Annotated in this window: 6 protein-coding genes; 3 read left to right on the top strand and 3 right to left on the bottom strand. The window is 51.2% G+C overall.

Annotated features, from left to right (window positions below; genetic code table 11):
* Positions 1–257 precede the first annotated feature (257 nt).
* Positions 258–4,271: a GAF domain-containing protein gene (locus tag HY774_02865; GenBank protein ID MBI4747396.1), complete on the top strand. Its 4,014-nt coding sequence runs from the start codon at positions 258–260 to the stop codon at positions 4,269–4,271.
* Positions 4,272–4,880: 609 nt separating this feature from the next.
* Positions 4,881–8,738, top strand: coding sequence for a GAF domain-containing protein (locus HY774_02860; GenBank protein MBI4747395.1), 3,858 nt, complete (start codon positions 4,881–4,883; stop codon positions 8,736–8,738).
* Positions 8,739–9,177: 439 nt separating this feature from the next.
* On the opposite strand, the gene HY774_02855 is transcribed toward HY774_02860, so the two are convergent.
* The gene (locus HY774_02855; protein MBI4747394.1) at positions 9,178–10,380 is read right to left on the bottom strand and encodes an acyl-CoA dehydrogenase family protein; all 1,203 of its coding nucleotides are present in this window, start codon (positions 10,378–10,380) and stop codon (positions 9,178–9,180) included.
* Between the two features lie 386 nt (positions 10,381–10,766).
* Between HY774_02855 and HY774_02850 the strand changes: the two genes are divergently transcribed.
* Complete coding sequence (locus tag HY774_02850; protein ID MBI4747393.1) at positions 10,767–12,272, top strand: hypothetical protein; 1,506 nt, start codon at positions 10,767–10,769, stop codon at positions 12,270–12,272.
* 257 nt (positions 12,273–12,529) lie between these two features.
* Here HY774_02850 and HY774_02845 read toward each other — a convergent pair whose 3' ends face one another.
* Together HY774_02845 and HY774_02840 are read right to left on the bottom strand one after the other, a co-directional pair.
* Complete coding sequence (locus tag HY774_02845; GenBank protein MBI4747392.1) at positions 12,530–13,417, bottom strand: universal stress protein; 888 nt, start codon at positions 13,415–13,417, stop codon at positions 12,530–12,532.
* A 299-nt stretch (positions 13,418–13,716) separates the two neighbouring features.
* The gene (locus HY774_02840; GenBank protein ID MBI4747391.1) at positions 13,717–14,310 is read right to left on the bottom strand and encodes a response regulator; all 594 of its coding nucleotides are present in this window, start codon (positions 14,308–14,310) and stop codon (positions 13,717–13,719) included.
* Positions 14,311–14,476: the final 166 nt, after the last annotated feature.

Raw genomic sequence — 14,476 nt, 5'->3', positions numbered from 1 at the left:
TTGCTAAAAACAAGTTGCGTATCTCTTTTCAACACCTGACTTTCCATTTCCTGATCCCCTGGATTTTGCGGGTCAGGCTCACCCATCAAGCAAAAAGCGTGTAAACGACACCCGTTTGAACCTTTTTGCGGTCACCCATACAATCTCAATTCAGCTAAGCCCTTTGTTTTCAATACAACTCTTAGCTACTTTCAAAACCGGAGAGAGTGGTTCACCTCAACTGACTTCCGGTTTCCACACCACCTGACCGAATCATCATGGCCACTGCTGACGACCATTTTTCCCGGGTCTTTCAAACTGGTTTCGGCTGGAGGGGGTCGCCTGTCAATCCCAGAGGGATCCATCTGGGCTGGCGGGGTGGGATGGTTGTGCTTTTGATTTTGAGTGGGGCCTGGATCCTTCAAGTTCTGGGGGCCGATGGCCTCAAATCGTCAACCACGGGGGCAACGCCCATTTCACCTTCCGCGGCCCAGACTTCCCTGTTACCTCTCAATGACCTGCCTCCCAACGGCCATCCTTCAATTCGCACCTACACTGACAAAGATGGACTCCCGCAAAACGCGATTATGGGTTTGGTGATTGACTCCAAAGGGTATCTCTGGGCTGGCTCCCAGGATGGCGCGGCATATTACAACGGGATTGCATGGAAAGTTGTCAATATGCCCAATCGAACCGCCTCAAATTATGTCCGGGCTATGGAGGTGGCACCCGACGAAAGTATCTGGTTTGGCACCCTTGGGGGTGGGGTTTCACAATTAAAAAACGGACTTTGGACGACTTACACGGTTGAAACCGGAAGCCTTTCCAGCAACCGGATTCGCAGTTTGGCGATTGAAGCCAAACCTGATAGCCGTTACGCCGTTTGGGTGGGAACCTACGACAAAGGAATTATGCGGTTTGACCAGGGAAAATGGACTCAATTTACCGTGAAAAACTGCCCCGCGCTCAAGCAGGTCATTGGCAGTCTGGTGGTTTCCCAGGATCCGCAGGGACAGCAAGTTGTCTGGGCTGGAACCTACGGGAGCGGGTTGGTTCGCTTCGACGGTCAATCCTGGCAGGTTTTTGACTCCAAAAATTCCGGTCTCTCCAATGATAAAATCCACAGTCTGCTGGAAACCCGCAGCCCAACCGGCAACCGGATTTTGTGGATCGGGACGCTGGGCGGAGGACTGGTTCGGTGGGATGGCACCACCTGGACGAGTTATACACCCCAAAATTCACAACTGAAATCCGATGAAATCACTTCAATCATTGAAATCCAGGGCCAATCAGGTGAATCAATTTTATGGGTGAGCAGTTATGGCGGCGGCATTTCACGGCTCGAAAACGGTTCCTGGACGACCTTTACCACTGAAAACTCGGCGTTGCCCGATAACAATGTCGTTTGCCTTCAAAACACCCGCTTGCCTCGCCATTCCCGGATGATCTGGGTTGGAACCAATGGAAGCGGGATCGTCAGACTCGACGACAGTGCCTGGATTTCATATGACAGTTTGAACTCCGGCTTGCGCAATAAAAAGATTTCCAGCTTGCTTGAAACACAAGGTCCAGATGGTCAGCCTGTGTACTGGTTTGGATCAGACGGGGGAGGAGTTACGCGATTTGCCAATGGCCAGTGGGAGTCATTTGACACCTCAAATTCCGGCCTTCCCAACAATGTGGTGTATTGGCTGGCCGAATCGCGCCTGTTCAAAGATCGCCCAACAATCCTGGCGGCAACCTACGGAGGTGGGTTGGCCCGGTTTGACGGCCAGCACTGGACGGCCATTACGATGGCCAACTCTGGCCTTCCCAGCAACATTGTGAATCATTTTATCGAAGTCACCGGCCCGGATGGTGAACCTGAATTATGGGTGGGAACTTCAGCCGGGCTGGTACATTTCGCCCATGAAAAATGGACCCTGTACAACCAGGAAAACTCTGGGATTCCGACCAATTTTGTCTACTGTGTTCGTCAGACCCGGACTCCTGACGGGACAACGACGATTTGGGTTGGGACCAGCGGGGCCGGATTAGGCGCCTTTTCCAATGGGAAATGGACTCGATACACCACGGCAAATTCGCAACTCCCCAATAATGCCGTGCTGAGTCTGGCTGGAATGACCGAACCCGATGGCCGGATGTTTCTTTGGGTGGGAACACAGGGTGGCGGTGCCGCCCGGATTGACCTGCTCAACCCCACCAATGAATGGCTGATTTTATCCGATAGTTCCGAGACCGTTCGGTTGCCGAGCAATGTCATTCATAAGATTCTGCAAGACCAGCAACACCGGATTTATTTATTTACCAACAAAGGAATTGCCCGTTTAACGTGGCAGGCGGCCACCGCCGAGAGTTTGGCGGAATATTCGCTCTATACCTACACCACGGAAGATGGAATCCCCGCCAGCCTGTCAACGGCAGCCATGATTGATCGGAGGGGAAGAATTTGGGCCGGGACCAGTTCCGGCGCCGCTTATTTAGATCTGAATCGCGAACTTCAGGATCGGACCCCCAAACCATTGACCATTGAACGCTTTTCCGCCAATGGACTTGACCTTCCAATCACCGGCTCTGAACTGACGCTTCAGCATGACCAAAACAATCTGGCCTTTGAATTTGCGCTCCTGTGCTATGTGCACGAAGACGATGTTCGATTCCGAGTTCAACTCGAAGGCTATGACGCCACTCCCACCGGCTGGATTCATGATCGAAAGGCGATTTACACCAACCTGGGCGCGGGCACGTATACTTTTAAGGTGATTGGACGGGATGTATTTGGAAACATCACGGCGCCCACCACGCTTAAAATTATCATTCAACCCGCCCCCTGGCTGACCTGGTGGGCGTTTCTTGGGTATTTTTTCCTGATCGGGGGCACGGGAATCGGGTTGTACCAGTGGCGGGTCAGCATCTTGCGCAAACGTCAGGAGGAGCGGCTCCGAGATTTGCGCCAGCTCCTTGAAAGCACGCGGGTTATCAACTCAAATCTGGATTTGAATACTGTTTTGCAAAGTATCGCTGAAGAAGCTGCCCGGCTTGTGAAAGGTGAACCAGGTGGCATTGGGTTGGTCACGGGTCAGGAAATTGAGTACCGCCATGTCTGGAATCGAAGGGCCTGGGAAACCACCGCGATTACCCTGAAAGTGGACGAGGACTATTCTGGCTTTGTGGCTCGGAAAGCCCAACCGCTGATCGTCAATGACATGTCGCAAGTTCCCGAAGCCTATCGATCCAAACTGTACCTGGAAAAATTTAAGATTCGGGGATTGCTCGAGGTCCCAATTGTCTCACGGCTGGGGAAAGTGGTCGGAATTCTCGATATTCGACGCCCGGCTGGTCGTGCCCCGTTTACCGAAGCCGATGCTCAATTGATTACTTCGCTGGCCAATCAAGCGGCTGTCGCCATCGAAAACGCCGAACTCTATGGGGTGCTGGAAGAAAAAAACCTGTTTATCAGTGAGTCAATGAAAGAGTTGGAAGAGCACTATCGCCGTGAACAGGAGGTCACTCGAACCCTGCAGCAGCTCAACGTCATGAAAAATAATTTCATGAATGTGACAGCTCACGAAATGCGGACTCCAATCACGGTTCTCAACGGGCTGATCGAAGCTCTCCTGGACAATTTGTTTGGAGCAATGACTCCGGAACAATTGAAAAATCTTCAGACCTGCCACCGCATGGTTGAGCGGATGTCGAGTACCATCGAAAAAGTCCAGGCCATGCTGAGAATCACCCAGGGAGAGGTACATCCCCAGCCTGTCCGATTGAATATTTCCAACTTGCTCCAGTCAATCCTGACTGAGGTTCGGGAAGCCGTAAAATTCCGGAATTTGAACTTTGTGCTGGATTGTCCGACGACGCTCGAACTTGAAGCTGATCCCCGAATGATTCGGATTTCCCTGTTTAATCTCATCCAGAATGCCATTAAGTTTACCCACGATGGCGGCGAAGTCGCGATCAAGGCCGACATCGTCAACGACCAGATCCAGATCACGATCCAGGACACAGGCATCGGGCTGGACCCGGAGGTGCTCAAGTCAGTCTTTGACTGGTTTTATGCCGGTCCTGATGCCTCAAACCATCGTAGCGGCAAGTTTGAGTTCTCGGCCCGTGGACTCGGATTGGGATTGGCGATTGTGAAAAGTTATGTCGAAGCCCATCAGGGCAAAGTCTGGGCCGAATCAGCCGGGATGGGTCAGGGAAGCTGCTTTTTCCTGTCGTTCCCGCTCCCACTTCCGACTGAAACCAGAACCGGTACATTTGAGCGAGTTGTGAATCAGAGCGAGTAGGGATGCCAGTTAGTGGTTAGTGGTTAGGGACTGTAAACATAAGTCACCCGGAGAGATCCAATTTCAGAACAGGAAACCACGAAATACACGAAAAACACGAAAAAGAAATCCAAAGACTTCAATGGGGTCTGAGCTTGTGTCAGGGAAAGTGCCACCGAACTCAAAAGAAAATGGCTTCGACCAAATGAAAATCGGGAAGTTGATTTTTTACAGTCCCTTAGTGGTTTGTAGTTCGCTCAGTTTATTTGGTTGAACACTTGACTGTTTTCCATGGCTTTTCAGATGAATATTTCCTGGGAGCGCCGGCATCCTGCCGGCACCACGTGGTTCATTTCTGATCAATTGCCGGCAAGATACCGGTCGGTGCGCCTCAAAGCCGCCCTGCCCACCGGCCACTTTTCATCGCCTTCCAGGCGGAAAAAGCATTTGATTTTCGTTCATCCTTTTTTATGAGGACTTGCACTAAACTATTGAAACAATTGTATTTCCTTGAACCCTGAACCCTGAACCCTGAACCCGATGTATTCCAATCTGCTGTGGTTCGATTTAGTATTATCAGGCGTTGCTCACCCTTACCTCCAAAGGAAACCCCCAATGATGAAATCAGGCATGAACAAGAAGTTGCCATTGCTTGCTTGTTTTTTCTGGTTAGGGCTTCTTTTCCCACTGACCGCTCAGGTGATTCCGCCCAAGGTTCAGCCGACCAGGGTGTCCTTATTCCGAGATCCAACCTATCCGGAAACCAGACCCGCCATCCGCTGTTTTAATGATCGCGATGGCCTGCCGCAAAACAGTGTGATGTGTCTTGAAGTTGATCAACGCGGGTACCTGTGGGCTGGAACCCAGGACGGAGCCACCTGCTTTAATGGTCGCTCGTGGACAACCGTCAATATGCCAAACCAGACGGCATCAAACTATGTTCGGGCCATTCTTCCAGCCTCGGACGGCAGTATCTGGTTTGGAACGCTGGGTGGTGGGCTGTCCATCCTGCGAAATGGGAAGTGGCAGACCTTCACCCGCCAAAACAGCCCGATCCCAAACGACCAGATTCGGTGTCTGGTCGAACAATCTTCTGAAAGTGGAAAATCAATCATCTGGATTGGAACCTATGGCGGCGGACTGGTCCGCTTTGAAAATGAGGTGTGGACGGTTTTCAACCAAACAACCCATCCTGACCTGAACCGGGTTATTGGGTGTTTACTTCCCTCAATGGCGGATGATGGCACCCCTGCCCTTTGGGTTGGAACCTATGGCGGCGGCATTTTTCGGTATGAGCACCAGCAGTGGATCCAATACACCACTCGGAATTCCAAACTCCAAAGCGATTTATTTCAAAGTCTGTGCGAAACCCGCTCACCCGATGGGACTCAAACACTCTGGGCCGGGACCTTTGCCGACGGATTGGCCAAATACCACAAGGGTGAATGGACGCCCATCAATGGCCCTGAAACTCCCTTTGCCTCGAAAGGCATCCCTGAGATTGCCGCCACCCAGGCCGTTGATGGGAAGACCAACCTCTGGTTCACCACCTATGGCGGCGGGATCGTCCACTATGATTTCCGGCAATGGACGGTGTATGACGCTCAAAATTCTGGATTGCCAGACAACAACCTGGTGGCCATCGAGGTCATGCCCGGCTTCAATGGATCCACAACCCTTTGGGTTGGATCAAATGGAGGAGGAATCATCCGGCTGTTTGATAATGGCTGGCGGAGCATCACCGCCGCCGATGTTCCAGCCTTTTCCAACCGGGTTCTGGCACTTTTGGAAACAACCAGTCGGACCGGCCCGCCTCAAATGTGGTTTGGCACTAATGGCTCCGGGCTAGTGATGTACCAAAATGGGAAATGGTCCGTTTTTGACATCTCCAATTCATCCATTCCAAATAATCGAGTCCTGTGTTTGATGGAAGCACCACTCAGTGATGGCACCAGTGGCGTGTGGGTTGGAACCGACACCGGCCTGGCGTGTTTTTCAGGTGGGACGTGGACCAATTACCTGCCCAAACTTCAAATCTATTCACTGCTGCAAACAGTTGACGCGAGTGGAAAAACCACCTTGTGGGTTGGGACGTCAGGAGATGGACTGGCACGATTTCAGGATGGAGAATGGACGATGTACACCCCGAAAAATTCGGGAATTCCCGACGATGTCGTGTATTCACTGGCCGCAACCTATCTCGATGGAAAACCAACCCTTTGGCTGGGAACCAATGCCGGGCTGGTCAGTTTTCGGTCAAACAACTGGACTCAGTATTCAACCACGAATTCAAAGCTTCCGAATAATCAGATTTTGCACCTTTATCCCACCGGCAACGATGAATCATCACAATATTTATGGATTGGGACTCGAAACGGAGGGGCAATCCGGATCAATCCCACTGACCCGCAAGGACAGTGGATGGTTTTTTCAGATACGTCGCAACCGTCTATTCCCAATAATTCGATTCATCAAATTCAGGTTGACCGCCAGGGCCGAATCTTTTTGATGACGAACAAAGGCATTTCCTGTTTGATTCCGCCTGCGGAAAACCTGGCCAATCAGACTGAGTTTTCAACCTGTACTTTTTTGGATGAGGATGGCCTTCCCAGTAATGAATGCACCCAGGGAGCAATCTGTGATCGGCTGGGACGGATTTGGGCCGCGACCGTCAATGGCGTGGCTGTTTTCTCCCCTATTGCCGAGAAATTTGACCAGACCCTCAAACCACTCTATATCGAACGGGTTACTGTCAATGGCGAGGTCCAGCCTCCCCATATTACCCACCTGAACCTGATGCACGACCAGAACAACCTTTCCTTCGAATTTTCCCTGCTCAATTTTCAACGAAGTGACAGCACCCGATACCGGATGCACTTAAGCGGATATGATCGGATCCCGTCGGCCTGGTTACGCGACTATAAAGCGGTCTACACCAATCTCGCCGCCGGAAACTACACCTTTCTGGTTTGGGGAAAGGATAGTTTTGACAATATCACCGGGCCGATTTCGGTTTCGATAGCCATCAAGCCGTCATTGTGGAAGACCTGGTGGGCATATGGGCTGTATTTCGTGATGTTAGTCGGCACTGGGGTTGGAAGCTATACCTGGCGGGTAACAAATCTGCGCCGAAAACAGGAAAAGCGGGTTCGGTTCTTGCGGCAACTCCTCGAAAGTACCCGAATTATCAACTCCAAGCTTGAACTCACAACCGTGCTTCAAATCATCACCGATGAAGCTGCCCGGCTGGTGGATGGTGAACCAGGTGGAATTGGACTCATCGAGGGTGGGAATGTGGTTTTTCGCCGGGTCTGGTGCCGTGATCATTGGGACGACCTCACCGTCAGTTTTCCACTCGGTCAGGGAATTGCAGGCCGGGTTGCCAAACAAGGCACACCCGTGATTATCAATGAACCCGGTGGGAGCGGTGAATTGCTTTACCCCGATCTGGTTGAAAAATTTGATATTCATGGCTTGCTCAATGTTCCGATCTTTTCGCGCACGGGAAAAGTGGTCGGGGTTCTCGATATTCGTCGCCCCAAAGGTCGAGCCCCGTTTACCGAAGCCGATTCCCATATTCTGGAGGCATTATCCAATCAGGCTGCGGTGGCCATTGAAAACGCGGGACTGTACGGTGAGCTTGAAGAAAAAAACCTGCTCATCAGCGAATCAATGAAAGAACTCCAGAAGCTGTATCATCGTGAGCAGGAGGTCACTCGCAGCCTGAAACAATTGGACCAGATGAAATCTAACTTTCTGGCCATTACCGCCCACGAAATGCGCACCCCAATCACGGTCTTGAGCGGAACGCATGAAATTCTGCTGGATCAAATGGTCGGCGCTTTAAATTCTGAACAACGGGAATTGCTCCAAACCTGCCGAATCATGACCGAACGAATGCTCAGCACAATTGAAGACGTCCAGGAAATGCTGCGCATTACCAAGGGGCAATTTAACCTCTCGCACTGCACCTTTGACCTGAATTTGACGGTTCAAGACATTGTGACTGAACTTTCCGATGTCATCGTTGACCGGAGCCTCAAAATCAACATTATTTCGGCTGGTGAGTGCGAAATTTATGCCGACCCAGACAAAATCCGGCAGGCAATTTGGAACCTGGTTCAAAATGCCATCAAATTCACGCCCAATGGCGGACGCATTAACCTGCACCTTGAGCAAACCGAAGATTTCTGCCATCTGGCGGTTGATGATAGTGGGATTGGGATTGACCCCGAGGAACACGACCGGATTTTTGATTGCTTTTACGCCGGGGCCGACGCAGCCCAACATAAATCGGGAAAGTATGAATTTATGGCTCGCGGGCTTGGATTAGGGCTGGCGATTGTCCGAAGTTACATCGAAGCCCACGGCGGACGCGTCTCGGTTGATTCCAAAGGTCGCAACCAGGGAAGCTGCTTCCACGTCTGGCTGCCAATCCGACAGCAAATCCAGGAGCCGGTCGAATCGCTGGTGGAAGATGGAAAGTAAAGGAGCGTTAAAAAACAACTTCCCGTTTTTGTTTGGAGGACAGGTATTTGGATTGAGCATCCTGAAAGGCAAAAGACAAGGGATGAGAGATGAAGGATGAGGGATGAAAAATTTTCCTGGCATCTGATCTTCCACGGGTTCAAATGAATGTCCTTTTCGTCCTTTTCGTCCTTTCGCCCAGCTCACAAGGTTTTGTCCCTCCGCTGCCTGTGCCCCCCACGGCGCGCAGACGAAGCGCGGAGCAACACGAGATAGCCGGAGTGACCGGTGGTAGGCCCAAAGCGGCCAACCGACCGGCTATCCAAACGGCACCGCTTTGCGGTGCAAAACCAAAACCTGGAGGTAAAAGGGTGACAGCGCTCTCAGGAACTTATTTTTTAACGCCCCCTTAGCGAACTACTGACGACAAACTGGTATTTCCTGGTTTTCTCTTTCTGACCTAAACCTTAACCCCATACCCACGCAGGACCCGCTTGGCAACTGAAGATTTATGCACTTCGTCCGCACCGTCATAAATGCGGGCACCGCGTTCGTGCCGGTACCAGAAGGCCAGCGGCGTGTCATCGGTAATCCCAAGCGCCCCGTGAACCTGAATTGCCCGGTCCAGCACTCGTAGCAAGACTCCGGCCACATAAAACTTGATCACTGAGATTTCTTCAATTGCCGACTTGGTGCCGGTCTGGTCAATTTTCCAGGCAGCTTGCAAAACCATCAATCGGGAAGCATTGATTTCAGCCCGGCTTTCGGCAATCCACGCCTGAACAATTTGCTGGGCGCCAAGTGGTTTTCCAGGAGAAAGCTCACGTTTGGCTGCATAGCCGCACATTAAATCAAACGCCCGCTCACAAATGCCAATCCAGCGCATACAGTGATGGATCCGCCCTGGTCCGAGCCGTTCCTGGGCAATGGAAAACCCGGCGCCTTCCGGGCCCAATCGGTTTGATTGCGGGACACGACAGTTTTCATAACTGATTTCAGCATGGCTGAGCCAGGCCCCGCCCGGTTCACCCATAATTGATACATTTCGCACCAGATTAAACCCAGGTGTATCAATTGGCACCAGAATCTGACTGGCACGCCGATGTGGGCTTTCAGCTTCCGGGTTGGTCACCGCCATGACAATGGCAAAAGCCGCGCCATCAGCCGACGAAGTAAACCACTTTCGGCCATTGATGACATAGTCTTCCCCATCTTTTTCAGCCGTGGTGCCCATCCAGACCGGATTGGAGCCGGGATAGCCTGGCTCCGTCATTGAAAAGCAACTTCGGATTTTTCCCTCGGCCAGCGGATACAGGTATTGCTGCTTTTGTTCGGGCGTCCCGTAGTGCATCAGCACTTCCATGTTCCCGACATCAGGGGCCTGGCAGTTAAAGAGATAATGACCAATCATGCTGCGGCCAAGTTCTTCGCTGATATGCGCATACTCCATCAAGCGAAGCCCCATGCCGCCGAGTTCTTTCGGGATAAAGGGTGACCACCAGCCTCGGGCTTTAACCTCGGCGCGTTTGGCTTCAAGCTGGTCATCCATCAAGTGAAAGCGCCCAGCCAGAACCTGCGGTTCCAAGGGAATCACCTCGGCCTGGATAAATTCACGGATTTCAGCCAGTAGCTTTTGGGTGTCTTGAGCGATTGAAAAGTCCACAACAGTTGTCCTTTATAAAAAAGATGTCGAAGGGGGTTGTTTGAAAAGTTGCCAAACTCTACTTGAAAAAACCCCAATAACCAAGCACAACCTCACTTCCGGCAAACAGTTGGCGAAAAACTGAGAAAAGTTTCAGAAATTTATCTTCTGTTTATCTTGTACTCTCTATGATCTCGCTCAGTGCCTGGCTTTGAGGTTTTCTTCTTTTTCTGCGGCATCGGAGACCTGCAGCCAGGCTCTTGTTTCAATTGATTAACTTCCTCAATCCCACCAATAATTTCCACAACCAGACGTAGTTCTTGCCCCTAACGTTAACGTGCCTGTGGACCAGCAAATCAGGTAATATTGATTTGTTATTTAAGTAGTACCTTTTTGGAGGAAGCCGAATGAAGGCTCTGACTAGCTTTGCGTTATTTCTCACCTTTGGATTTACTCTTTGTATCACTCCCACCTCTCTATTTGCACAATCCTTTAATACAAACAGCGGTAATGACGATGTGAAATTTGTCGGAACAATCGAAGGTCTCCCGAGCAGTGGAAGTTTGCTTGGAGATTGGCGAGTTGCGGGCAAAACAGTTCGTGTTACTTCGTCTACAAAAATTGAACAGGAGCGCGGCCAGGCGGTGGTTGGCGCTGAAGTTGAAGTCGAAGCCGTACCACAATCAGATAGTTCTTTCCTCGCCTCGGAAGTCAAAGTCGTGCGTGGAAGTGGTGGCGGCGGCAGTGGATCGGAAGTCAAATTTTACGGTGCAATCAATAGCCTTCCCACCTCAAGTGACCTTCGTGGAAACTGGGTCGTTGAGGGTCGAAACGTCCTGGTGACCGCCAGCACGTCGCTTGACCAGTCGCGCGGGTCCTTTGCAGTCGGCGTCCGGGTCGAAGTCGAAGGCTATGCCCAATCCGACGGGTCAGTCACCGCCAAATCCATCCACGTTGACGACAACAGCACCGGTGGCGGCAGCGGTGGTATGTACATTAAGTTCTATGATCGGATTCAAACCCTTCCAACCAGTGCCGACCTCATTGGAACCTGGCAAGTCGGAGGACGATCTGTTCAGGTAACCAGCAGCACGCAGTTGGATCGGTCACGCGGCAATTTTGCGGTGGGTGTGCTCGTCGAAGTCGAAGGTTCACAACAATCCGATGGAACTGTGATGGCTAAAGAAATTCACGTTGAAAGCAGCGGCGGTGGCGGGTCAAGCAGCGGATCGTATTTTGAATTCTATGGCGTTATTGAAACCCAACCAGCCAGCACAGGATTTGTCGGTGACTGGACCATCGCCGGTCGGACCGTGCGGGTAACGTCTTCGACCAGCATTGAAACCCGAAATGGAACCTTGCAGATTGGAGCACTCGTCGAGGTCAAAGGCGTGGTTGATTCAGCCGGTGTGGTCACAGCCTCCCGGATTGAAGTGAAATCCAGTTCAAGTACCGGTGGCGGGTCAACCCAGTACAGCAAATTTTACGGCAGTATCGAGACCCTTCCGACATCATCCAACCAGCTTGGAGAATGGCGGATTTCGGGTCGCACGGTGACTGTCACTGCCAGTACCTACATTGATCGGGAACATGGTCCAGCCGTGGTTGGCGCCTATACGGAAGTTGAAGGAATTGTCCAATCCGATGGTTCATTTACGGCAACCAAGATCGAAATCAAGGAAAAGACCGGTTCAAACGGACGCTCGTCTTTCCACGGCATTGTCGAAACCCTGCCGGAGACTTCAAATCTGGTTGGTGAATGGAAAGTGAGTGGGCGGATTGTTCGGGTAACCACCTCAACTACGATTTCCCAACGTGGTGGCTCAATTACGGTTGGGACTCGGGTTGAAGTCAAGGGATCGGAAAGCTCGGACGGTTCAGTGACCGCCACCAAGGTCAAACGCGATTCATAGGAAGTCGTGAGTAGCGCAGAAAAAGTGAGTAGCGAGTAGCGCAGAAAAAGCGAGTAGCGCAGAAAAAGCGAGTAGCGAGTAGTAAAACAAACCCTCATGCTTCAAATGGGTTTGTATTGACTTATTGTTTACTCACGGTCGAGAAATCAAACAATCAGAATTGAATTCAGGTTTTGATTGTCTGACTACTCGCTACTCGCTACTCGCTACTCGCTACTCGCTACTCGCTACTCGCTACTCGCTATTTCGCTATCTCCCTACTCTTCAGCACCGTGTTTGCGGACGACTTCCACAGTGCAATGGGCACGGGTGGTCACAGCCGTCGAGACACTGCCAAGCAACCAGCGGTCAAACCGGCTCAAGTTGCGAGAACCAACGAAAACACAGTCAGCCCCGATTTGTTCGGCTTCTTCCATCAAAACTTCTTTCGGTCCGCCTTCCATAATCACTGAAACCGTTTGAAGGCCGGCTTCTTCGAGTCGTCTCCGGGCCAGGGTCTGGAGCTTGCTGGCAAAGCTCATCTTTTCGTCATAGGCCACGCCATACAAATCAAATGGTCCGGCGGAAGTAACTAAATGAACTTCCGTTCCCGCTGGCCACTGGCGGGTGGCAACGGTTTCAACTGCGATTTCAGATCCTTTTGATCCGTCAATCCCAATCACCAGTTTGATCGGATCGGTCACAGCAGCTTTGCCAGGTCGCACGACGTGAACTGAGCAATGGGCCTGGGTCACAACCTGAGTTGAGACACTTCCAAATACCAGTCGCCCAACGGCTGAGCGTCCGTGCGAGCCCATCACGATCAAGTCGGCGTTAAACTCAACCGCTTTTTCCAGGATTTCACGGCCCGGAGAACCAAAGCGTCCTTCAGCCGTCACGTCCCATCTTGGGAACAGGGTTTTAACCCGATCTAATCCAGTTTGTGCAATCCGCAGGGCTTCCTCGGTTGCATCCTGAATGGCATTGGAAAAACTGGTTTCGACCATGCCGATGCTCGGCGGCGGTACGGCCAGGCCCATTTCTGACACTGTTAAAATAAAGGCTTCGACCTCTTCGGGTAATCCCGCGCGGAGCAAGCCGTCAATTGCGGCGTCGGCACATTCTGAACCATCATACGCGATCAATACTTTCATCCGGTCCGTCATATCAGTTCCTCCCTTCACTGTTGGAATTGCCTGCGGATTGTGGGCAACAAGCAAGTCTATTTGACTCCTTATTCTGCAATTGATATTCCATGAGTTGGCGGATCCCCGGAGTTTCCTCAATGGATTCTCCGATTCGTTCCAAGTGGTTTATTTTGCTATGAAATATCTCATTTTCAGCGAGTTAGACCAGGATCGGGAAAACACTTGATTGCACTGGTTTGTTCAACTTCCTGGGGAGTTTTCAGGGAAATTCCCCATCTTTGTTTGAAAGTGATCTGGATTGAAACCTGGAGTGGGGATTATTGCGCAGGGTCTGAAGGCTTGGGAGGTAACAACCGATCCAGCATCGGCTTCACCCGTGAATCATAACAATTTGGGCAAATGCCATGGCTGAAATCAGTCCCGGTTTGATCGTGGATATATTCATCTATCTGCTGCCAGTAATCATTGTCATCTCGAATGCGTTTGCAATAACAACAAATTGGCAATAACTCTTTCAACTGGTTGATTTGGCGGGTGAATCCAAGGATGCGTTCGGCGACTTTGAGTCTGAGTCGAAGGGTTTTCGTGGCCATGGTTTTGAGCAAAAAGTCATCTACGCCGTCTTCCATTGCCTGATAATAGTGGTGATCGTCAGTGTGAACTGCCGTGAGGAGAATGAAATAGGTGTAGTCATTCTGCCGGAAAGCTCGAACTTTTTGACACAACTCAACCCCATTTAACCTGGGCATTTCCCAGTCACTGACCACAATCCGGATTGCGTCATCTGCTTTCAGAGCGGCTAAGGCTTCTTCACCGTCGCAGGTGACAATCACTTCGTACCCGGCACGTTCCAGGCTTAGTTGAACCAGTGTCCGGGTTACCTCATCGTCATCAGCAATCAGAACTTTCATGAATTCACCGGATTCTTCGGGGTTAAAGACAAGGATTGAAGAGTGCTAGCTTCCGGTGAATCATAGTTCTAAAACCCAAATTCTTAAACCTGTTTCAACTGTAATACCAGTCCATAGTCCGTAGTCCGCTAAGGGACTGTAAAAATACAACTTCCCGTTTTTATCG

This window comes from Acidobacteriota bacterium, assembly GCA_016208495.1.
Classification (GTDB): domain Bacteria; phylum Acidobacteriota; class Blastocatellia; order Chloracidobacteriales; family Chloracidobacteriaceae; genus JACQXX01.
Note: the sequence above shows the minus strand (reverse complement) of the source record. Positions and strands in the feature narration are given on the sequence as shown.